Here is a 20,982-nt window from a genome sequence, read left to right on the forward strand (position 1 = left end):
CGGCGAAGCAGGCCGCGAGGCCCTGGCGCGACCTCGGCTTCACCGGCCGAGCCGCGGTGTTCCTGCGCGCCGCCGACGCGCTCGCCGGGCCCTGGCGCGACACCCTCAACGCCGCGACCATGCTCGGCCAGTCGAAGACCTGCCAGCAGGCCGAGATCGACGCCGCCTGCGAGCTGATCGACTTCTGGCGGTTCAACGTGATGTTCGCCGCCGAGCTGCACGACGCCCAGCCGCGCAGCGCCGCCGGTGAGTGGAACCGCCTCGACCTGCGTCCGCTGGAGGGATTCGTCTACGCGGTCACGCCGTTCAACTTCACCGCCATCGCCGGGAACCTGCCGACCGCGCCCGCGCTCATGGGCAACACGGTCGTCTGGAAGCCGGCGCCGACCCAGGCGTTCGCCGCGCACTTCCTCATGCAGCTGCTGGCGGCGGCCGGGCTGCCGCCCGGGGTCATCAACCTCGTCGGCGGCTCGGGGGAGCCGGTCAGCGACGTCGTGTTCGCCGACCCCGACCTCGCCGGCGTGCACTTCACCGGCTCCACCGCCGTGTTCACCCGGCTGTGGCGGGCCGTCGCGGACAACCTCGACGGCTACCGTTCCTATCCGCGGATCGTCGGGGAGACGGGCGGAAAGGACTTCGTCGTCGCGCATCCCTCGGCCGACATCGACGTGCTGCGCACGGCGCTGGTCCGCGGCGCCTTCGAGTACAGCGGGCAGAAGTGTTCGGCGGCGTCGCGGGCGTACGTCCCGGCGAGCCTGTGGCGGCGGATGGACGCCGAGCTCGCCGCGGCCACCGAAGCCCTGTCCGTCGGCGACGTCAACGACTTCGACCACTTCACCGGCGCCGTCATCGACGCCCGGGCCTACGCCCGGCTCGCCGCCGCCTGCACCCGCGCCGCCAGTGACTCCACCGTCACCGTGCTCGCGGGGGCCCAGTGCGACGACGCGGTCGGCTGGTTCGTGCGCCCGACGGTCCTCGTCGGCACCGACCCGGGCCGGGAGTGGTTCACCCGTGAGCTGTTCGGCCCGATCCTGTCGGTCCACGTCTACGACGACTCCCGGCCGGGCGCCTGGGACGACGTCCTGCGCCTGGTCGACGGCACGTCCCCGTATGCGCTGACCGGCGCGGTCGTCGCCACGGACCGCGCCGCGATCGCCCGTGCCGAGGACGTGCTGCGCTTCGCCGCCGGCAACTTCTACATCAACGACAAGCCGACCGGGGCGGTCGTCGGCCGCCAGCCGTTCGGCGGGGCGCGCCGGTCGGGGACCGACGACAAGGCCGGCTCCGCCCAGAACCTCCTGCGCTGGGTCAGCTCCCGGGCGGTCAAGGAGAACCTGTGCCCGCCGGTCGCGCACGCCCATCCGCACATGGGCGGCGGTGGTTTCGCCTCGGGTCTCGCGCCGAAGGCCAGGGCGGTCGGCCGCGGGACGGGTGGCGGGGCCGGTGGTGGGGCGGGCAGTGCTGGGGCGGGCGGTGCTGGCGCGGGCGGTGATGGCGCGGACCGCGCGCCCGGCCCGGACGGTGGTGCCGATCCGCCCGCCGACACGCGCGGCGGCCGTCCATGAGCAAACGTTAGTGAACAAAACGACAACTGCCGGAAACCTGATGAACATAGGGACAACGGGATCTGTGGATCTCTAAACTGGCACCATCGCTCCCTCCTTTCGATCCAGGAGTCGACATGCCCGCAGCCGAGAACTCCCGCCACGTCCTGACCTTCTGCGGAAAGTGCAGTTGCGGCTGCCCGGAGCTGTTCGTCGATCACACCGCGCCCGCCGAGCGCCGAATCGTGCTGACCGATGACTTCGGGCAGCGCATCCAGATGAGCGTCGAGCAGCTCCAGGTCATCGTCGACGAGGCGCGCGCCGGCCGTATCACCGAGCTCGTCGACGCGGAACTCGCCCTGGGCGTGGGCTGAGATGTCCGGCGGCCTGCCCCGCCGGGGGAGCGGGTGGGTCGCGGGCCGGGGCACCGTTCGGGCATGCGGCCGGGTGGCCGGCACCGGCACCTGCCGCCCGCCACGGTGACGCATCATCACTCGGCGGCGCTGTCCTCGCAGCAGCTGCCGACGGTCGTGGCGCTCGTCGCCGCCGTCGCCATGGGCATCGTCGCGTTGTTCCACGCCACCCGGATCGTCACCGACGATGGCCGCGCGCACCACGTCCCGGCGTTCGTCCGCCAGCTGTTGCGGGGCCGGGCAGCCGCGTTCGTGCCGGTGGAGATCGGTCACACGATCGTCGCGGTGGGCATGGCGATCATGTTCGTCGGACCGTCCAAGGTGGCGTCCTCGGGGGCCTTCGCCCTGACCTATCTGGCCCTCGCCGGTGTGTTCCTCGTCCTCGTCCTGACGAATCCCGCCTGCTGCGAGCCGGCTCGCTGGTCATGCTGTTCGATGCTGGTCGTCGAGGCGTTGGCGATGGCGTGTATGGCCCGTTCGGGCCGGTGGCCGGTGGGTGACCTGGGCGATCCCGGCGATCTGTCCGGCTGGTTCACCGTCGTCTTCACCGTCGCCGCGGTCGCGGCCGTCGGCGGCCCGCTGCTTCGCCGGGTCCGGCCGGCCTGGGACGACGCCCCCGCCCCGATCACCCCCGCCGCCTCTCGGCTGATCATGGCTGGCGGGATGCTGCTCATGCTGGTCTGACGGCGAAGCCGTGGCGACCGCGCCACGGCCGGCCGGGCCATCTCCCGCGCTCTTGCCGTGGGGCCCGTTTCGCTCAGCGCACCGAGGGCGTGGTCATCGCCGGCTCCGCCATCGGCACGGTGGGCGGGTCCTCGGCCGTCTCCGGCACCGGCCAACGGGCCGCACCCGCCTGGCCATGGCGCACCGAGCCCCGCCCGTGGCAGGCACGGCAGCGGCGCCGGTAGGTGTCGCGGCCCGTGCCGTAGAAGGCCTGCCCCTCGCCGCGGCAGCGCGGGCAGTCCAGCTCGACGGCACCGTGATGGCGGCCGGGAATCAGGCGCGCGGCGAGTCCGGCCGCCAGCGCGGCGAGGACGACCACCACCAGGTATCCCCACCGGCCGTCCGCGGAGGCCTGCCGGCCGACGACGCCGGCCCCGACGAGCAGGACGGCACAGAACGCGGTAACCGCACCCAGAGCTCGCATAGCACACCGTTTCGTCGAAGGAACTTGATATCCCGCTTCTCCCCTCGTTCCGGGATGCGCACACCACCGACGCGACTGATTTCGTCGTGCAGACCTGACGCTCGCAACCTGACGCTCGCAGGGTTGTCGCGGGCAGAGCTGTCGTGCGGGCAGAGCTGTCGTGCGGGCAAAGGCTGTCGTGCGGCCAAGGGCTGTCGCGGGCAGAGCTGTCGTGGGCTGCGGCGGAGGGCGCCGTGCGGGAGCCTCCGCCGGTGACGTCGCCACACCGCGGCGGGCGAGGGCATCGCTGCTGCTGGCCGGCGCTCCACCGATCGACCCCTCGCCACCTGCCTCGTCGAGCCCGAGTCCGTGCTGGTCTATCAATCGTCCGTGCACGGTTGGAATCGTGCGTGCCGGCCATGCCGGGTCCTTCCTGGATCGCGCGGCCGGGGCCTGATTCCGGCGCATCCGTTGCTTTCCGGGGAAACCAAATGCGGTATCTTCCCCGCTGACTCCGGCAGCTGCGGTGCGATTTGCTCGTTGCGGTGCGTTGTGTGCGGTCTGGGCTCGACAAACCATGCGGTGCGTACCGCAGTCGGCCGAGGCGCGGTGGGTACGGTCCCGCGTGGGCCGAGCGGCGTGGGCCGAGCCGCGTTGGCCGTCGAGCGCCGGTGGCCGACGGCGGAACAGGTGGGCGGTGTGGACCTGCCGTGTCCGTGGCGTTGACGTGTCCTCCCGCCACGGCGCCGGCGGCGGCCCTGGTTCGGGCCCTCGGGATGGCGGCGCACCGCGGCCGGCCGGGTGCGGGAAAGGCGGTCGGCGTCATGACGTACCGCCCGAGCGGACGGGGGCGGGCGTTCAATGGAGGCGTGAAGGGCCAGGCTGGGAGCCGCCCGGCGGGAGCCCTTACGTAGCAGCCACTTCTCACCGCTCCACCCGCGTCATGATCTCGCCGTGGCACCGGTTCCGGCACCGCTCCGTGCTGCGGAAGCTCAGGTAGAGTCGTCTGCACCTCGCCTCCATGGCATAGAGCGGCAGCTTGCGTCACACGACGCCACGAACCGGACGACATCCGGAGCTCTGCCATGGGAGAGACCAAGTGGCCAGCGGCCGCATCACGGGCAACGCCTACTACGACAAGATCACCAAAGCATGGTTTTTTCAGATCAACATCCCGGCAAGCCTGAGCCCGGACGGGCGGCGGCACCGACCCAAGACCCGCGGCCCGCGCCACGGCGTCAACTTCCGGACCAAGGGCGAAGCCCTGGAAGCCATGGATCAGCGGCTTCGCGAGATGCATGCCGGGAAGATCGACTTCAGTGGGCGGATGACGCTCGCCGAGTTCGTGGCGGCGTGGGCCGAACATCAGCGGGACGAGATACCCGACGAGCGGATCGCGAAGTACCGGTACACCGTCGAGACCTACGTCACCCCCTGGCTCGGCGACGTCAGGCTCGGCGACGTCGCCGACCGGCTGAAGGCGCACTACCGGCATCTGCTGCGGGCCGGAAAGCATCAGTCCTGCTGTTACAGACGCACGCAGCCTGAGCGCCGTGGGAGTCTAGCCACTTGCAAGATCGGCAAGCCGCTTTCGACGGTCACTGTGCAGCACGTGCACGTCATCCTGCGTTCGATGCTCAGTCTCGCCGTTGACCTCCACCTGTTCACGATCCACCCGATGACCACGGTCAAGGCACCTGCACCCGTCAAGCGGGAGATCACCCCGTGGTCCGCCGCGGACGCCCAGCGGGCGATCGAGGTGTTCGGGGGCGAGCGGCTCGGCCTGGCGTGGATTATTGCGATCATGGCCGGTCTCCGTCGCGGTGAGCTTGCGGGCCTCCGCTGGCAGGATGTCGACATCGATGCGGGCAAGCTCCGTGTCGTGAGCCAGCGGACGCGGGTGCACACTCCGACCGGGACCAAAGTGGTGGTCAAGGCCCCGAAGGGGACGTCGACGCGCTCGATCACCATGACTGACACAGTGGCCACCTTGCTCACCGAGCACAGGCACCGGCAGCGTGTCGAGGGTCTGAAGAACGGCTACGGCCGCCCGGAGTACGTCTTCGTGAACGCGCTCGGCGAGCCATACGCTCCCCAGTCGTTCTACCGCCTCTTCCAAAAAGCGTGCACCCGCCATGGACTACCCGTGGTGCGGCTCCACGATCTTCGCCACACCTTCGCGACCCTGCTGTCCGCCGACGGCGTGGCGACAAAAACAATCCAGGTGTTCCTGGGGCATGCCTCCGCCCGAACCACGGAGGACATCTACATCCACTTCCTGCCCGAAGCAGGAGCGGAGGCTATCGCGGCTCTCGACAAGAAGATCGGGAAGTCGGCCTGACTCGGCGAGAAGCCGAAGCCGTTTTTGATCTAGAAAATTCCCCGACTGCAATGCGGCCCCGGGGTCGGTGTTCGCGCACCGCCCGGGGCCTCGAAGCGACCCCAGGAGGTCACCCCGTGTCTGTCATTGTCGCATGGCCGAATGCGGCCGGAGTCAACACCGTCTGCGATGCCATCCCCCGCTGCCAGGCCCCGGCCACGGTGCCCGTGGTGGCTCTCGGCGCGGTCCGGCCCATGGTTCGCATCTGGTGGGCGTGGGACCTAGCACCGTCCACGGCCGCCCCGTGGATCTCCCCCAACGGCACCGTGAACATCCCGGTCGGCTCAGCCGTCGCTGAGGCGGTCGGACTTAGCGGGTCGATCTTCGGCGTACGGCCCACGAAGCGCCGATGCAAGTTGGCCAACGTGCCGGACGTCCTACGGCATCTGGTCGACGTCGCCGTCGAGCGGGACGTCACCAGGCCCGAAGACCACCCGTTGCGCGCTCAGGTGCTGGTGTGATCACTCCCTGAAAAACAGAGAGCCGGGGGTTACAGCCCCCGGCATCTCCCACCCGTGGTTACCGCCACGGGGTCATGATTTTTCTCCCCTTGCAACCTCAGAGGATACCCGTGTCTCTTGGTCATCAGCTAGCCGCGTGGGATCTGCTCCCCTCCGCGCTCACCCCGCAGGAACGCATCGTCCTGCTAGCCCTGGCGGAAGACTGCCGGTCCGGCCGTGACGTGTGCAGCCCGGGGCATCAGGTCCTGTCGGCGCGTACCGGTCTGGGCCGCTCCCAGTTGTCCGCCACCATCGCACGACTTGCTGCACGCGGCCTGGTGGCCCTGGCCGAGCGTGCCCACCGCGGGCGTAACGCCGTGTACCGACTCCTGTTCGCCGAGAAGGAGCGTCCGGCGGACCGGACCCAAAGCGCGCCGACTGGTACCGATCATGGTTCGGAAAGCGTCCGGCCTGCCGGGACCCTCCCTGGTGGTGCTTCTCCCCGGAAGAACTTCCTATCGCGCGTTGCTCCGAAGAGATCAAAAACACCGAAACTGCAGCCGTGGCAGGAGCCATCGAACGCACCGACGAACCGCCTACGAGCCGCACCGCGGCCTGACCTGTCGGCCCTGCCGGAGCCGCCCGCATGGGCCGTCGAGGCTGCCAGAGGGCAACTGGGCCGGTTTGCGGCCCGGCCCGCCGTCCTGGCGGTGGCCCGTGAGCTTGCGGGGGTGGCGGCATGACGCTGACCTCCACCCGACTCACGCCGATGATGCGAGCCGCAGTGATGATCCGGCTCTGCCATGAACTCGGCGAGGGGCGCCCGGCCACCCGCGAGCAGATCATCAGGGACCTGTACGGCGCCCCGATCGTGGCCAACAACGCCGACACCCCGACCGACGTCGCCGTCACCCTGGCGCCAGAGGTGGCACCGGTGTTCGTCGCACCGACCGTGCCTGACCACCAGGACGTCATCGTCGATCAGGAACCTGATATCGCCGTGTCCTTCGCTGACGCTGCTGCCAGGCTCGGCCTGTCCATTGGGACCGTGCGCCGCTACTGCGCTCCCTCGTCGGGCAAGCTCCTACGCGTCGGCATCGGGGTGAGCCTGGCATCCGTAGACGCCCTGGCAGGCTGATCGGACGGTCGGACGACGTCCACCAGGACTACGACGTTCGGGCCTGGTCCTGGTGGGCGTCGTTGCAGGTCAGACGGACTCCTCGTTTGCCGTCTCCCTCGTCCTGCGTGCGGGGAGCCGCGCGACAACGTCCGCCAGAACGTCACCGGGGCTTCGGGAGCCCCCGTTGGCCGTGTCGACCGACCCGCCCGGGTAGAACAGGCGGACCCGCGCGACGTGCGGGATGGCGTCATGCAGCCGCCGGGCGATCGCCACGGGGTCATATTCCGGCTCGCTGTCGTCCACGATCACATGAGCGCTTGCGCGGTCCGGATTCGCGAAGTCGATGATGACCATCGTCATGTTGCCTCCCCGTCCTGCGGGGCGTCGCTCTCCTGCGGGTCGGGCGCTCCCTGGAAGATCAGCATCGCGGCGCCGACGTGCGTAACCGCCTCCACCAGCGGGGCCTCGGCCGGTAGGTAGCGGGCAAGAGCCGCCGTCATCTGGGCGGCGGTGACCCCCTGGTCGAGGATCGCCGTATGCCGACCGCTCAGCTTCGAGTAGTGCACGCTCACGCCTGGCATCGCTGGTAGCTGCTGCACTGGCCAGGTTGGCTCCGGCGGTGCCTCATCTAGCGTCCCGCCGGTCCGGCGGCTGTCCTTGCCCGTCATCCCTCTACCTCCCCGTAGCTGCTGGGCTGTCCTGTGACCCGATGACGTCAACCGCCGACGTCATCCCCCCGATGCTAGGCCCGTGTCCGAGCAACTGCCAGAACTGGTGACCATGGGTGACCTCATGCGCGCCACGGGGCTATCTCGGACGCGCGCCTACGAGCTCACGCGCCGCGCCGGATGGCCCGAGCCGGTCGGCGGAACCGCCCGCATGCGGATCTGGGCGCGCGCGGACGTCGAAAGATGGCTCGACGCCAACCGGCCCGGATGGCGGTCGGACAGCTAGACCGTGCGACCAGGGAAGGCACACAAAGTTGTGTGCCTTTGAAGCTCCGCTACGCCTGCACCGTCCGGGAGCGCCGCCACCGGTCGACCTCGTCCGCCAAGACGTCAACCTCAGGTGCCGTGCGCCGGAAGGGCTTCAATGCCCCCACCAGGGACACCAGGGGCACCGTCAGGGACCGGAACGGCGTAGGCGAAAGGGCGAGAGCCTGCCTGGCTTCGACGAACGACCTATCGAGGTCCGTGGGCACGCTGGCGATCGCCAGATGTGCGTGAACGACCGAGCGGAACCCGGGCGGCAGGTCGGGCAGGCAGAGCGCCGAGTATTCGTCAGCGCGAGTCAGGTCCCCGGCAGTAGCTGCCGCAACGGTCGCGTGGTACGCGATCTCTGTTGGCGAGCACGTCTCGGGATGTTCGTCGCCAGGGGCACCGTGCAGCTCCGTCGGCAGCCCGTAAGCGGCGTTGAGCGCCCGGTCTGCGAGCCTGTTGACCTGCCCCGACTCCACGCCCGCCAAGGCTGCGCCGCGCGCTCGTGCGGCTATGCAGGCGATGCCGGCCGGTGTGTGGTCGTCGGCCCCCTGGCCGGCGTAGGCCACGGCAAAAGCCGGTCGACGTTCGTAGAGCTCGATCCCGGCTCGGGTCCGTAGAGCGTTGCCGTAGGCGGACGGATCGCCGCTGAGTCTGCCCATGCTGGCGGCATGACCCGCGAGCCTGCGGGCAAGGTCGACCTGACCGACGTTGTAAAGGCCATCGGCGCGCAGTGCCCCGACTCGGCTGGTCGTCCGGTAGAGCGACGTCCGCCAGCGGGGGTCGATGCGACGCTGACCGATCCGGACGAGTCGGTCATGCAGCATGCCGAGCATGGGCACCGTGACCGACAGCGGGACGTCTTCGTAAGTAGCCCGTAGCGCCGTCAGGTCGGTGTTCACCGACTCGATTTCATCCGATGCGGTGGTCACGAACAGTCCCCCAACCGCGACCATAGCGAGCGTGGTAAGGGTGTGGCGGCGCGACAGTTCGGGCACGTGGCAAGTGTGCGCTCCGTGCGGGGCTGGTGTCGATGGCGACTCACATCACGAGAGCGTGACCTGTCCGGCCGGCTGTGTCACCCCGATCGGGCCATGATCAAAAAACTCTGTCCGGAGCCCACATGGCTGCTTCTCCGCAAGCAGGAGCGTTTTTGCTTCGAGGTGTCCTCGCTGCTGCCATAATATTATTGCAATAATATTTGCTCATGGTGCCCTACATGGCAATAAATTTTATTGCGTGACACTGTGACACTGCCCGAATTTATTGCAGGGAATCCTACGCGAGAGACCGGGCGGGTGATCTTGAGCAAGATCGACTTAAGGGGTGGGGGGTCATGATCGGATTACACATCGTGTTGCTACTTGGAGTGACGCAAATAAAAGATCACAGCCACCTTGATCGTTATTAGAGATCTTGGTGGCCGTGATCTTTATGCGGTGATCGTTAGCTACAGGCCAACGGCGGTCACGCGGCCTTGCGAGCACGAGCAAGGCAGCGGCTGACCGTGGTCGGGTGCCAGTGATCGCCACCGTGTTTCGGCTTGTGACCAGCAGCGTCTAGTGCCGCCACGATCTCACGCAGCGAGGCCCCGTCCGCGTGCATGCTGGTCATGAGAGCAAGGGCGGCTTGCTCTGTGTCGTTTGCCACAAGGACGCTTGTGGTCTTCCCGGTGTCAGTCACGATCTTCTCGGACCGCTGCCCGAATGCGGGTGCGCCGTAGGCGTAGCCGCCCTTGCTGGCCTTGTGGGCGCGCCCCGACTGCAGCCTCAGCGTGATGATTGACCGCTCATACTCGCTGACAGCGCCGAGCACCTGGCGGATCAGCTTGCGGCTCGGATCGCTCGGGTCCTCGGCTAGGAACGCAGCCTCGCCCGGCACGGTGGTGAAGACGTCTGTACCCATCCGGCGGATCTCACGGATGAGGGTCTCTTGGACGATCAAGTCACGAGCAAGCCGGTCTAAGCGCGGGATGACGACCGCCTCTGCTTCCCCGTTCTTCAGAGCCTCCAGGACGGCGCCAAGCTTTGGGCGATCTTCGAGCTTCCCGCTGACTCCTTCCTCGCGGTAGATCTCGCCGAGCCGGTGGCCCTCCTGGCGGCACCAAGCGCGGAGCTTCTTCTCTTGGACTTCGAGGCCCTCGCCGTCGTCAGCCTGGCCCTTAGTGCTCACCCGGACGTAGCCGATCACTCGCATTGCGTATCCACCCCGTCTGACCTGCACTGTAACGTCTATGGGCATAACTGTAACAGCCGGACCGGACCGTAACACCCAACGGCGAGACAATGACGATGTCTGATGTACCAAGCGTGACAAGTAGTGGCTAGCTGTAATCAGTGTCTCGGCCGTACACCTGCTCCTGGTCGAGGAGAACCCGCTCGTGGTCGGCGCCTATCTCCCTCGCCGTACGGCGTGCCTCGGCCGCGCGCTCCTGGTCGAGGAGAGCCTGCTCGTGGCTGAGGTGAGCGGTCCGCCGTACCGCCGTGCCTCTGCTCCTGGTCGAGGAGAGCCCGCTCGTGGTCGAGGTGCTCGTGGTCGAGGTGCTCGTGGTCGAGGAGAAGCCGGAAGCGCGGCAGCGGGAAAAGATCGAATATTCCGGTTTTTTTGACACTGCCTGTAGCTGAGGTGGTCGAGGTCTGGGAGTCTGGCCAGGAAATAGAGAATATTCGGCCGCGGGGTAGTTGGCATGAGCTGAGGAATTGGCAGATAGCAAGCTATGAGGTAGTTGGCATGAGCTGAGGAATTGGCAGATAGCAAGCCGTGAGGCAGTTGCCATGAGCCGAGTATTTTCGGATATTTAGCATGGGCCGGGAAATTAATTAATTAATTAATTAGCGCGGGTCGTATCGGCAAGGACTCCGAAGCTAGGGAGACTACCGGCACTCTTTAGATCTCTATGGGGAGTCTTATCTTTTCCCCGATTATTTTGACGGGGGCCGGATGCAGACAGTCCACGAACAGAGCGGCTATGCACTACTGGTCTTTCTATGTCTAGGGAGTCTCCCCCGAATTTATGGCCCGGTCCGTGATGCCGAGGCAGTAGTACTAGTAGAGCACCGGGAAGAAGGACCCGATCCCGTTCCTGTAGAAGGCTCTGTGAGCAGCCCGTAGAAGGCTCTGTGAGCCCCGTGGAGCGACGAAACCCCGCTACCTTCTCCTGGGTAGCGGGGCGGTATCGTAGAGCGTGGTAGGACCGGGGCGGTCAGGGGGCGGGGTCTGCTGCTAGCCAGGTAAGGCGAATAATTTCGTCCTTGATTTTCTCGCTGGCCAGTAGGCCCTGCTCCACCCTTCCCCGCTGCCACTCCGTCAGCAGCTTGGTTCCTTTAGAGCGGTTACACCGGCTGCAGGCCGGGACAATATTGTCTGGTGTGTCAGGACCCCCGCGACTGAGCGGCCAAATGTGGTCGGTCTCCGTAGACGCCTCGTCGCAGTAGGTACAGGACCCCGACTTGCGTATTTCCCGCAATTCAGCGGGGGTAACTCTCGATCCCCCCGCGCTGATCCGCTGCCGTCGTGCTAGCCATTTCGCCCGACGGCGAATCTGCCGTTCGTCGGGTGACAGGGCGTTATAGCGGCAGCGGTCACAGGTCTGAGACCATGCGTAGTGCTGTCTATTGCACCGAGGACAGGTCTTTGCCCCGTTCCCCGTTTCCGGCGTCGAGGTTGCGGCCGTGGGCCTGGCCGCGAGGCTGGCGTTCATCATAGGAAGTGCCTTTGCCCGCCGCCCACCGCAGCGTCCCCAGGGGGGAGCGGGTACCGGCACCCGAAGTTGCTACAACGGACGTGATATCCGGCCAGCGCGCGCGGGTCACGGTGTTGCGCGACGGCCACGGCGGGGTCCTGGCTTCGAGCCTGAGCTACAGGTGCGGCGCCGATGGTGAACAATTCCGAGCCGCAGTACGGGCACGAGTCAGCGTCTTCCTCCGTCAGGTGGGAAGGATTGCCCGCTGCCAACCGGTAATTAGCCTTCTCCGCCGCAGCCTCAGCGGCCTGAGTAGCTTCGAGGAGCTCCTGCTCTGCCCGCTGGCGGGCATAAATCAGAGGTGTGCCGGTCATCGCGCTGATTTGATTCGCGCGGACGCTGATAGCGCTATCAGCGGCCTGCGCGGCCTGGGTCTGGGCCTCTCGCTCGATCGCAGTCTCCCAGAACCCGGAGGGGTTAGTCATCGGTGGGGCCCTGTCCTTCGGTAGTAACTAGGCGGAGATTTCTTGGAAGTAGGATTCTCTTTATTTGCAAGGTTTCGGCCTTTTTGCTGCCTTGATCGGCCAGTTGGGAGTTCCGCATTTCCCCATTAGCGATCCCAACTACCTTCTAATCAATTTCCGCGTTTCGGCGGGGGAGCTTCCGGTGAGGGAGTTGCTATCGCGAAAGTGGAGCTTCAGAGAGGTGGGTGGGTCGCCTACGGGGATATGAGCCATGGAGAGCGCGCCGGGAGGCTGAGAAGTAAAGCGAGCGGCGACGGAATCAGGCTCTCCTCGCGGTGTGAGCGAGGTCTGTGGTGCTGGTGCCGTTGGTGTGGGTGCTGGGAAAAGCGGTACCGGGGCGGATGCCGGCTTAGGCGTCGGTATGAGCCAGGGGTGAATATCGGTCACGGCAGTAGCCCCCGTTCCTCTGTTTCCCAGCTAGCCGAGGCGCTCCCCGTGAAGATGGCAGGGAGGAGAGCTGACGCGGGCGTGGGGTCGTACATCGCCCCCGAAGTAGGAGCCTGCGTAACGCTCCCGGGCATCTGTAGCGGGCTCAGGACGGACGCTGACGGCCGGAAGGGCACCGGGCTAGGAGTAGGCCAAGGCGGCTCTGGCGGAGGCTTTGGAACGGCTACAGGGCTCGGCCCCGATTGCACGGGCAATGGTGGTGCGCTGGGGTAGCCGACCCGCGGGCTGACGACAGCGTGCCACGGCCAGGCGGGTACGGGGGTTTCCTGCGTAGGGATAGGGGCGCCGGAGCCGGTAATTGGTGCTCGTTCGGGTTTGGTAATCATGATTGCCATGATCGCACAGAAGGCGGACTGTTATACAAAGATGAGCTACCGTGAAAGGAAACGCCTGCTACAGAAAAGGAATTACCCGTGACTACGAAGGATTGTGATACACCAGCGAAAAGGCTTGGGTCGTACTCCAAGACGGTAGCGGTTAGGCTCACCCCCCGCCAACTGGAGCTCATAGACCGGCTGCGGGCGGAGAACGGCTCCCGTTCGGACGTGGTGCGGTGGGCGCTAGCCCGGTGCGCGGACGTTGTCGCGCGGGTCGAGCTGTGACGGACCCCCGATGCGTCTTCCTGGATTGCCAGGCGACCGACGATGTCCTCGTGGTCAACACCGCGGTAGGCCCCGCGGCTATCTGCAATATCCATATGGATATCGGCTACAACTTCATCACGCTCATTGTGTCCGCGCTGGCTAGCGATGATGCCCTAGAGATTCACCACGACGCGCGAGAGGCACATGGGCGGATGCAGGGCCCGGGTTTCCCGGTAGAGGGCACGGGATGAAGCTAGGTAGGCGGGAGTCGTTCGACGTGTGGCTGGCGAAGCAGGGGCGCAGTAAGGGGCGCCGGAGTGCGCGCCCAGCGAGGTACGACAGCTATTCGTTCCAAGACGCGCTAGATTCCTCTCTCGATGTCGAGGAGCCCGCGACGCGGGACGTCTGGCTACAGCTGCCCAGCGAGGTCCTTAGCTGGGTAACTGAGCGCGCAGAGGAGCTCGGGCTGACTGCGTCAGCGGTCATCCAGGATGCCGTCGAGGTGCGCGCGGCCTTGGAAGTAGCACCCCAACTCGTGGAATTGGTCCGCGGCGGTCGTGCCGTTCACCAGGAGCAGGACTAGCCATGTATTCGAATCCTCCGTTCGACCCGCGTATCAATTCCTACTCCTGGGGGCCCGCAGGTCTCCAGCGGGGGAAGATGATCAGCGACGGCGATCTACCGAATCGGGTCGAGCTCAATTTTCTGTACAACCCGAGCATCGTCACGGCATCGCACTCGGTTGACCTTAATGCTGACGGCGTGCTCCCAAGTTACGCCCGCAACAAGGACGACATTGGGAGCTACATCACGCCACTTAACGCCACCGTCTCCTTCGACCTGCTGTTCGATCGTACTTACGAACTCTGGGACAGCGCGAAGAGCAAGCAGGAGGAATACCAGACTGGAGTCCTGGCGGACATCGGTACCTTCTACAAGATGGTCGGTATGTACGACCAGTACGCGACGACTGTCCAGGGCAGCGGGAAAACCGGGGATGCGGTGATGAAGAGCTCGGGGAGTCTAGGACCGATGATCCCTACTAATGCCGTCGTGCTGTTCGGAGCGTGGAGCAACAGCCTGTCCTACTACGGAATGATTCAGTCGGGGAATGTGCAGTTCACCCACTGGACCGGAGCCATGATTCCTCAGCGGGCCACGCTGTCTATCGGGATGCAGCTCATTACTCGGGATCAGGACCCGAAGAACCTCATCCCCTTCGGCCAGACCGTGAACAGCTACACCCCGCCGCGGGTGAGGTGAGCTCCTTCGTAGTGAGCGCCAGGGGCACGAGGTGACCAGGAGCACGTAGCCAGGGGCAACGGCTGACATGAGCACGCCGTGAGGGTGCGGTGAACTCCGCAGCGATCACCACGTGCGCGGGCCTAGGATCGCCGTAGAGCATCGGACCCTTCCCCCTATACCGGGAGGCGGCGTTCGTCCGCCTACGGCGATTCTGGGCCCCGGGAAAAATATTTCCTTACCAGGGCAGGCCCCGTGCAAGCGGGGAGGCCATCGGATGCAGGTACCGGGCTGGGACCGTGATCATGACTGAGCGTGTAGCCGCCACGGGGGTCTTGGTTTTTGGGGTTTTTGGTTTTCGGGTCCTAGGGGCTCGCGCGCGCGCCGTAGGTGCGTGCACTCCCCGTAGGGGAGAGACTTAGACGACCTTCAAAAACCTTAAAGTACCTTAGTGGGACATGCGGGGGACTCTGCCTAGACATGCACGGGACGCACGGGGGACTTCGTAGGGACATGACCGACGGTTTGACCGACGGTGTGACCGACGGACCGCAGGGCACGTTAAATACGGTCGGTATTTAAAGAAAAACGCCCGGTCACAGAGTCTCGTTACACTCCGCGACCGGGCTTCCCGGCGTGAGGGCTACGCCGCTGGCTCGCTCAGCTCTTCCTGCAGCTCTTCCTGAGCAAGGCTGAACAGCCGGGCCGTCTGCCGCTCAAACTGTCGCCAGAGGTCTGCATTCGGCCTGCCGCTCAGCGGGAACTCCTCGAAGAAGATATCGATCATGCAGTGTAGGTGATCCAAAGTGCACTCCACCGTCGTGCCGCCGAGCAAGTGCGCGAACAGATCTTTGACCTTCTCCTCACGTACTGGCACCTTGTCGGCGCGTGGAGTGACTTCGAACGCCTTCTCTAGGAAGATCTGGGCCAGGAGTGCGGCATCCTCCTGGACATCCGGCCGATGCTTGTGGCTCTTCAGGGGCTTGATCGTCTCCCCCGGTTCGGGAAGACCGAACAGTTCGGGGTCCGGCTCCATGATCCCCGGGCGTAGCAGCGTGAGACGTGCCTTCATCTGCTTCGGGGTCTCATGCATGATCCACGGGTGGTCCGGGGGGAGAGAGACCCTCCCGTTCATGGTCAGGAAGAAGTGCGTGGTGCGCTGGGCGTCGGCTACGACACCGTCCCCGTCGGCAGCCGCGAGCCGGTCATAGTTGACCACGTAGCGGTTGGTCCGTCCGCCGGCCCGGTAGCGCGGGTTGACGAACGGCCCGTTTCCGCGGACGGGCTTGACGATCTCCAGGAGCCCGACGTTCTCCAGCTCGTGAATCTTGCGGGAGATGGTCTTCTCCGAGACAGGCTTGCCCCTGTACTTGACAGCCTTCGCCACGGTCGGGCGGGAGGGGAAGCACGCCCCGGTCTCGTAGTTCATGTGGTACATGATCGCTTTGAATACCTGGTGCGCGGTAGGGTCCAGGAAGTCGCCCCAGTACCGCCCGTACGCCTTCTTCACCAGCACGAAGCCCGGCTTCGTCAGGTGCGACCACGGAAGATCGGGAGCCGGGCCCTCCTCGAAGGAGTTTGCGACTAGGTAGTGATCTAGGGTATCGTCGTCCACGAAAAGCTCCTTGGCGGGGGTCGCCCCACGGCTTGCCTGGACAGCATGCGCCGTGGGGCTTTTTCTATGTCAGTCGTCGTTTTCGAGCGCCCGGTCGGCACCCACGATTAGGCTTGCACGTCGACCGGGCGCCCGTTGTAATCGTTCTCAGTCGCGTTCGCTCAGAGCCGAATTTCAGTCAGGGAAGTACTCCTGCTCCAACTTCTTATATTCCTCGATAATGGCGTCGGCCTTCTCTTCATGGCTGTAACTGGGCCACTCCGCCCGTCCCTCGGCCTTCAGTTGCCCCCTGACTAGCCCGTGGCCCACCAGCGCATGCTCGGCGCAGAACCGCCACGTCCTATCGTCGCTGGGCGCGACGTACTCGACGAGCGGGTAGTCAGGGATGAGGTCGTTGGTGCAGACCGGCATAGAGCAGTACTCGCCGTCGCTGTCGGTGTCGGTGTCGAACATGCACCCACCCCATCACAGCGGACCTGTAATCATCCAGGACGATTTTGCAGAACAGAACTAGGTGGGTCTGTGGAGCCGGTAGAGACCCACTAGGTGGAACTCTGGAACCTTCCAGAAACCCAGAGAGTGGAACTCTGGAGCCTTGGCAGATACCCACTTGGTGGGTTTCTAGAAGTCGGCACTGTCCCCCTGGCCTACCAGGCGTATCCCTGGATTACACGGGGAGCCGCTCAGCCGGCCGTAGAGCTCCGGGCTAACAGCCGCAAGTAAGTTGCACGAGAAGCCAGAGATCAGCCGCCTACGGCCGTCCCGGACTGCTTGGCCGCCACTGTCCCGCCCGTGCTGCGCGGCTGCGACCCACACGGTGGGGTGGTGCCGGGCGAGGACACAGAAACTGGATCTTGATTGGCATGATGACCCCATGACAGAGCGCCGGAGTCGTCCGGGTCGGTGCGCCGGTGTGGCGCGAAGCTGCTCTATGCCACAGGGGGGCTCGGCCGAGCCTACCTGAGCTGCCGTCCGTCTGCGGGCCTGAGAGGCTCACAGCCTGCCCGAGAGCTCCGGCCTAGCCCGATGTACGTACTGGGCGATCTCGCCCGCCTACGGCGCTTACAGGGCCACGCCGTGGCCGTCGTCCTGCTGGGCGCCGAGCGGGTGCAGCCTCGGCTACCGTCTCGGCTCGGCACTCGGAGGCGGGGGGTTGCTTGCCAGGGAGCCGTCGATCATGCTCCGCCACGAGTGCTGCCTCCTGGGCGTGGCTCTCCTCCCGCGCATGCGCGGGAGAGTTCATGCGTGAGTCATCACGCGAGTCAGTACGTGAGTTAAGTACGTGAGTTACAGCGGCAACACCGCCGGCAACACCGCCGGCAACACCGCCGGCAACACCGTCGGCAAAGGGAGCGAGGAAGTCGTGGAACTCCCGGCCTCCGTCGCGCACGACAGCGCTAGCGGTTACAGTGCCCCGTCGGTCAGACTACGTTCTGTAACCGCGCCACTGTCTGCTTGCCCCCGACGGGCGGGGGTGTAGATCACACACGACGACCCCCACCCGTTGCAGGCAAGCTCAGTCGGCGGCCGTGCCGCCTGCAGGAGCGGTCGATGGCGGGTAGCGGAGAAGATCGTTAAGAACCGTGGCGAGGTCGGTGCCAGTGGCGCCAAGTTGGCACCGGGACCCCCAGACACTCACTGACACCCGCTCCCCCCAGGTGCCTCTGGCACCGCGCTGAATGAGGATAGAACCGGGCGTATAGACACTCGCAGACACAGGAGTTGACACTGGAGGCATGACACACCCGCTGGCAAACTTCGCGAACGGTCAGCCCGCGGGCCCACCGTTCGCCCTCGAGGAGGGCGACCGGATGCTGCGGGTCCGCCTCGACGGTGGGCAGACCTACGCCAAGCAGGGGTCGATGGTGGCCTACCGGGGGCGGCTCGACTTCGCCTACAAGGGCCAGGGCGTGGGCGGCTTCCTGCGGCGCGCGGTGACCGGCGAGGGCCAGGACCTGATGAAGGTCACCGGTCGCGGGACCGTCTGGTTCGCCGAGTCGGGCAGCCACATCTCGATCTTCACTCTCGACCGCGACAGCCTGACGGTCAACGGCCGCAGCCTGCTCGCGATCGAGTCCGGGGTGCGTTACAAGGTGACCACGACCTCGGGCGGCCTCGGCGCGATGATCGCCGGGGGGGTGTTCAACACCGAGGTCTCGGGCACCGGCGGGGTGGCCGTGCTCTGTCTGGGTTCCCCGCTGGTACTCCCGACGGACGAGCCGGTGTGTGTCGACCGGGACGCGGCCGTCGCCTGGACTGCGGGCGTGCGCACCCGGGTTGTGTCCACCTTCAAGCTGGGCAACCTCGTGGGGCGCAGCTCCGGGGAGCTCGCGCAGATCGAGTACTCCGGTCGGGGGGGTTTCGTCGTCGTCCAGTGCGGCGAGACACCGGCGGCCGGCACGACCCAGGAAGGGCACTGACCCGCCTGTCCGCACCGCCGTGCACGAGCCGCCGGGCCCGCGTCGCAGAAGCAGGGACCGATGCGCAGAGACCGGCGTGCAGAGTTCGTGATCGTGCAGAGTTCGTGATCGTGCAGAGTTCGTGATCGTGCAGGGTTCGTGATCGTGCAGGGTTCGTGATCGTGCAGGGAGCCGAGATGTCGTCGCCAGCAACGCCTCCGGCGGGCGCCGCCCCAACCGTCCGAACCGGACGGCCCGCACGGGCACGGGGGACTCGCCCGGCGGGTTCCGTCGAGCCCGCACTCGGCGTGCTGCTCGACGAGCTGCGCTCGATGTTCGCCCGCGAGGGGTTGCCGGTCGCCGCCGCCGACCCGCCGGCGTCGAACACCGCCCGAGCCGGGGGGACAGACGAGGTGCCGGCCGCGCTGGGCTGGGCGGCCAGCGGGCTGATGTGGCTCACTGGCCCACCCGGTCGGGCCCCGCTGGTTCCCGACGGGCCGGTGCTCGGCCGCGCCGGGGCGGCGGCCCAGCTGTTCACGGACTTGTCCCGGCAACTCGGCCGGGCCGTCCGGCCCGATGTGACCACGCTGTTGGGCGGCCGGGCCGCGCTGCTGGGGTTGCACCGCCGAGGCACCTGGTCGGCGAACGGAAGCTGCCGCCTGTTGCCGGCCGCGGACGGCTGGATAGCCGTGAACCTCGCGCGGCCCCACGACGTGGACGCCGTGGATGCACTGGTCGGCGCGCTCGGGGATCAGCTCGGACTCGGTGCGGCCGACCCGTGTCTGCACCCCGTCGAGCAGGCGTGGACGGCGCTGAGCGCGGCGGTGGTCGCCCGGCCGGCCGCCGACGTGGTCGACATCGCCCGGCTGCTCGCCATCCCGGCCAGCGAGCTGGCCGGGCCCCACCGGCCCAGGCCCGTCCGGACCCTGCCGATACAGGGTGCCCGGGCGACACCGGGGGCCCGGCCGATGCAGGATGCCCGGCCGATTCAGGGGGCCCGGCCGACACTAGGTGTCCGGCCGACAGGGGATTCCGAGCCGACGCGGGCTTCCTGGTCGACTCGGGCCACTCGACCTACATCGTCTGGGCCGGCATCGCCCCGGATCGGCGCCGCGGGGGCCGTGGGAGGCGTCGGCGCCGAACCGCCGCTGGTCGTCGACCTGTCGGCCATGTGGGCGGGTCCACTGTGCGCGCACCTGCTCGGCGAGGCCGGGATGCGGGTGGTGAAAGTCGAAAGCGTGCATAGACCGGACGGGGCCCGTCGCGGAGACCCGGAGTTCTACGACTGGCTGCACGCCGGCCACGAAAGCGTGGCCCTGGACTTCACGACCCCGGGCGGTCGGGCCATGCTGCGTCGCCTGGTGGAGCGCGCCGACGTCGTCATCGAGTCGTCGCGGCCGCGTGCCCTGGCCCAGCTCGGGCTCGACGCCGCGGAGCTCGTCGCCGCCCGACCGGGGCGTACCTGGGTGAGCATCACCGGCTACGGGCGGGCCTACGCCGACGCCCATCCGGGCCCGGACCCCGTCGCGTTCGGCGACGATGCCGCGGTGGCGGGTGGTCTCGTCGGGTGGGACCGTGCCGGTGGCGACACCGCGAGTCCGGTGTTCTGCGGCGACGCCATCGCCGACCCGCTCACCGGGCTGTTCGCCGCGCTGGCCGTGGCTGCCTCGGTGCTCGGCGGCGGCGGCCATCTGCTCGATGTCGCCATGCGGGAGGTGGCCGCCTGGGTGGCCGCACCGCCCGACCGAGGGATGGGCCCACCCGACGGTGAGGCGGACCCGGCCGGCGGGGAGGCGGACCAGTCCGGGTCGGTGCCGTGGACGGTCACCGGTTGCGACCGGGATGGCTGGACCGTGCACCAGGCGGGTCGGACGCAGCGGGTCCTACCGCCGCGCGCCCCGCGGCTGGGTACCGGCGCGAGGGATGCCGGCCGGGCGCGGGCCGCCGCCTCGGGGGCGGACACTCGCGCCATCGTCGACGCGCTGTGCCCGGGGTGACGGCCGCGGGGTCCGCCTCGGCCGCCGTCCCGGTCGTCCAACCCGCTGCCTGCCCGCGCGGCTGCCGGTCGAGCGCGAGCCTGCTTCCCTGACCGGTCGCGCCGACGAACGCCTCATCCTGTCGCCTTTCGGCCCACCCCACCCGTCTCGTCCTCACAGCCCACCCCGCCCGTCTCGTCCTCACAGCCCACCCCGCCCGTCTCGACCTCACAGCCCACCCCGCCCGTCTCGTCGGTCCCACTCGTTCCGTCCGACCTTTCCGTCTTGTTCGTCCTATTCGTTTCGTCTGTCCTGCCTGCCTCGCCCGGCTCTCCGACGCCCGTCGGGCCGGTTCCGACCGTCTCGCCGATGCGGGTCCGAGCATCCAGCGGTGCTGATCGAGTGGCACGGTCGGGGCGCTCGCCGGCGGTTACGTCGACCGCCGGGTCGGTGGGTGCGTCGTCACCGAGCAGCCGGCCGGCCGGCTGGGCGGCGGCCCGCAGCGGCCGGCGG

Annotated in this window: 18 protein-coding genes and 1 pseudogene; 10 read left to right on the plus strand and 9 right to left on the minus strand. The window is 67.2% G+C overall.

All coding sequences use genetic code 11. The annotated features are described in order from the left end of the window. The 3 genes from pruA to ND748_RS08545 all read left to right on the plus strand — a co-directional run. A partial coding sequence (gene pruA, locus ND748_RS08535; RefSeq protein WP_251745127.1) for an L-glutamate gamma-semialdehyde dehydrogenase occupies positions 1 to 1,565 on the plus strand: 1,565 nt, incomplete at its 5' end. 116 nt (positions 1,566 to 1,681) lie between these two features. Beyond that, positions 1,682 to 1,918, plus strand: a complete 237-nt coding sequence (locus ND748_RS08540; RefSeq protein ID WP_251745128.1) for a hypothetical protein — start codon at positions 1,682 to 1,684, stop codon at positions 1,916 to 1,918. A gap of 63 nt (positions 1,919 to 1,981) precedes the next feature. Continuing rightward, positions 1,982 to 2,641: a DUF5134 domain-containing protein gene (locus tag ND748_RS08545; protein ID WP_251745129.1), complete on the plus strand. Its 660-nt coding sequence runs from the start codon at positions 1,982 to 1,984 to the stop codon at positions 2,639 to 2,641. Between the two features lie 73 nt (positions 2,642 to 2,714). Here ND748_RS08545 and ND748_RS08550 read toward each other — a convergent pair whose 3' ends face one another. Continuing rightward, a complete protein-coding gene (locus tag ND748_RS08550; RefSeq protein ID WP_251745130.1) occupies positions 2,715 to 3,104 on the minus strand; it encodes a cytochrome C in 390 nt (129 codons plus the stop codon). Positions 3,105 to 4,182: 1,078 nt separating this feature from the next. On the opposite strand from ND748_RS08550, the gene ND748_RS34550 reads away from it, so the two are divergent. The 3 genes from ND748_RS34550 to ND748_RS08565 all read left to right on the plus strand — a co-directional run bounded on the left by ND748_RS34550 (position 4,183) and on the right by ND748_RS08565 (position 7,041). Beyond that, positions 4,183 to 5,424, plus strand: coding sequence for a site-specific integrase (locus tag ND748_RS34550; RefSeq protein ID WP_251745131.1), 1,242 nt, complete (start codon positions 4,183 to 4,185; stop codon positions 5,422 to 5,424). Positions 5,425 to 5,540: 116 nt separating this feature from the next. Beyond that, positions 5,541 to 5,924, plus strand: a complete 384-nt coding sequence (locus ND748_RS08560; RefSeq protein ID WP_251745132.1) for a hypothetical protein — start codon at positions 5,541 to 5,543, stop codon at positions 5,922 to 5,924. A 718-nt stretch (positions 5,925 to 6,642) separates the two neighbouring features. Beyond that, positions 6,643 to 7,041 carry a hypothetical protein gene (locus ND748_RS08565; protein ID WP_251745133.1) on the plus strand — a complete coding sequence of 133 codons (399 nt, stop codon included), beginning with the start codon at positions 6,643 to 6,645 and terminating at the stop codon, positions 7,039 to 7,041. Between the two features lie 69 nt (positions 7,042 to 7,110). Here the strand turns inward: ND748_RS08565 and ND748_RS08570 are convergent, their stop codons facing one another. From ND748_RS08570 to ND748_RS34985, 5 genes are all read right to left on the minus strand, one after another. Then, entirely contained in the window at positions 7,111 to 7,383 is a 273-nt protein-coding gene (locus ND748_RS08570) for a hypothetical protein (protein ID WP_251745134.1), read from the minus strand. Beyond that, positions 7,380 to 7,595, minus strand: a complete 216-nt coding sequence (locus ND748_RS08575; RefSeq protein ID WP_251745135.1) for a hypothetical protein — start codon at positions 7,593 to 7,595, stop codon at positions 7,380 to 7,382. The genes ND748_RS08570 and ND748_RS08575 overlap by 4 nt, the downstream gene beginning before the upstream one ends. A gap of 431 nt (positions 7,596 to 8,026) precedes the next feature. After that, complete coding sequence (locus ND748_RS08580; protein ID WP_251745136.1) at positions 8,027 to 8,932, minus strand: hypothetical protein; 906 nt, start codon at positions 8,930 to 8,932, stop codon at positions 8,027 to 8,029. Between the two features lie 535 nt (positions 8,933 to 9,467). Further along, a complete protein-coding gene (locus ND748_RS08585; RefSeq protein WP_251745137.1) occupies positions 9,468 to 10,196 on the minus strand; it encodes a recombinase family protein in 729 nt (242 codons plus the stop codon). 1,006 nt (positions 10,197 to 11,202) lie between these two features. Further along, complete coding sequence (locus ND748_RS34985; protein ID WP_374215876.1) at positions 11,203 to 11,703, minus strand: HNH endonuclease; 501 nt, start codon at positions 11,701 to 11,703, stop codon at positions 11,203 to 11,205. Between the two features lie 1,602 nt (positions 11,704 to 13,305). Here ND748_RS34985 and ND748_RS08590 point away from each other — a divergent pair. Both ND748_RS08590 and ND748_RS08595 read left to right on the plus strand, forming a co-directional pair. Next, positions 13,306 to 13,488, plus strand: coding sequence for a hypothetical protein (locus ND748_RS08590; RefSeq protein WP_251745138.1), 183 nt, complete (start codon positions 13,306 to 13,308; stop codon positions 13,486 to 13,488). 409 nt (positions 13,489 to 13,897) lie between these two features. Next, positions 13,898 to 14,500, plus strand: coding sequence for a hypothetical protein (locus ND748_RS08595; protein WP_251745139.1), 603 nt, complete (start codon positions 13,898 to 13,900; stop codon positions 14,498 to 14,500). A 622-nt stretch (positions 14,501 to 15,122) separates the two neighbouring features. On the opposite strand, the gene ND748_RS08600 is transcribed toward ND748_RS08595, so the two are convergent. Together ND748_RS08600 and ND748_RS08605 are read right to left on the minus strand one after the other, a co-directional pair. After that, positions 15,123 to 16,094: a helix-turn-helix domain-containing protein gene (locus ND748_RS08600; protein ID WP_251745140.1), complete on the minus strand. Its 972-nt coding sequence runs from the start codon at positions 16,092 to 16,094 to the stop codon at positions 15,123 to 15,125. 174 nt (positions 16,095 to 16,268) lie between these two features. Beyond that, a complete protein-coding gene (locus ND748_RS08605; protein WP_251745141.1) occupies positions 16,269 to 16,547 on the minus strand; it encodes a hypothetical protein in 279 nt (92 codons plus the stop codon). 1,283 nt (positions 16,548 to 17,830) lie between these two features. Here ND748_RS08605 and ND748_RS08610 point away from each other — a divergent pair. Both ND748_RS08610 and ND748_RS08615 read left to right on the plus strand, forming a co-directional pair. Then, positions 17,831 to 18,514 carry an AIM24 family protein gene (locus ND748_RS08610; protein WP_251745142.1) on the plus strand — a complete coding sequence of 228 codons (684 nt, stop codon included), beginning with the start codon at positions 17,831 to 17,833 and terminating at the stop codon, positions 18,512 to 18,514. A 311-nt stretch (positions 18,515 to 18,825) separates the two neighbouring features. Further along, positions 18,826 to 20,490, plus strand: coding sequence for a CoA transferase (locus tag ND748_RS08615; protein ID WP_251745143.1), 1,665 nt, complete (start codon positions 18,826 to 18,828; stop codon positions 20,488 to 20,490). Between the two features lie 113 nt (positions 20,491 to 20,603). Here the strand turns inward: ND748_RS08615 and ND748_RS08620 are convergent. Continuing rightward, positions 20,604 to 20,982: pseudogene (locus ND748_RS08620) on the minus strand (hypothetical protein); the annotation flags it as partial.

The sequence above is a fragment of the Frankia sp. AiPs1 genome (genome assembly GCF_023716945.1).
Lineage (GTDB): Bacteria > Actinomycetota > Actinomycetes > Frankiales > Frankiaceae > Frankia.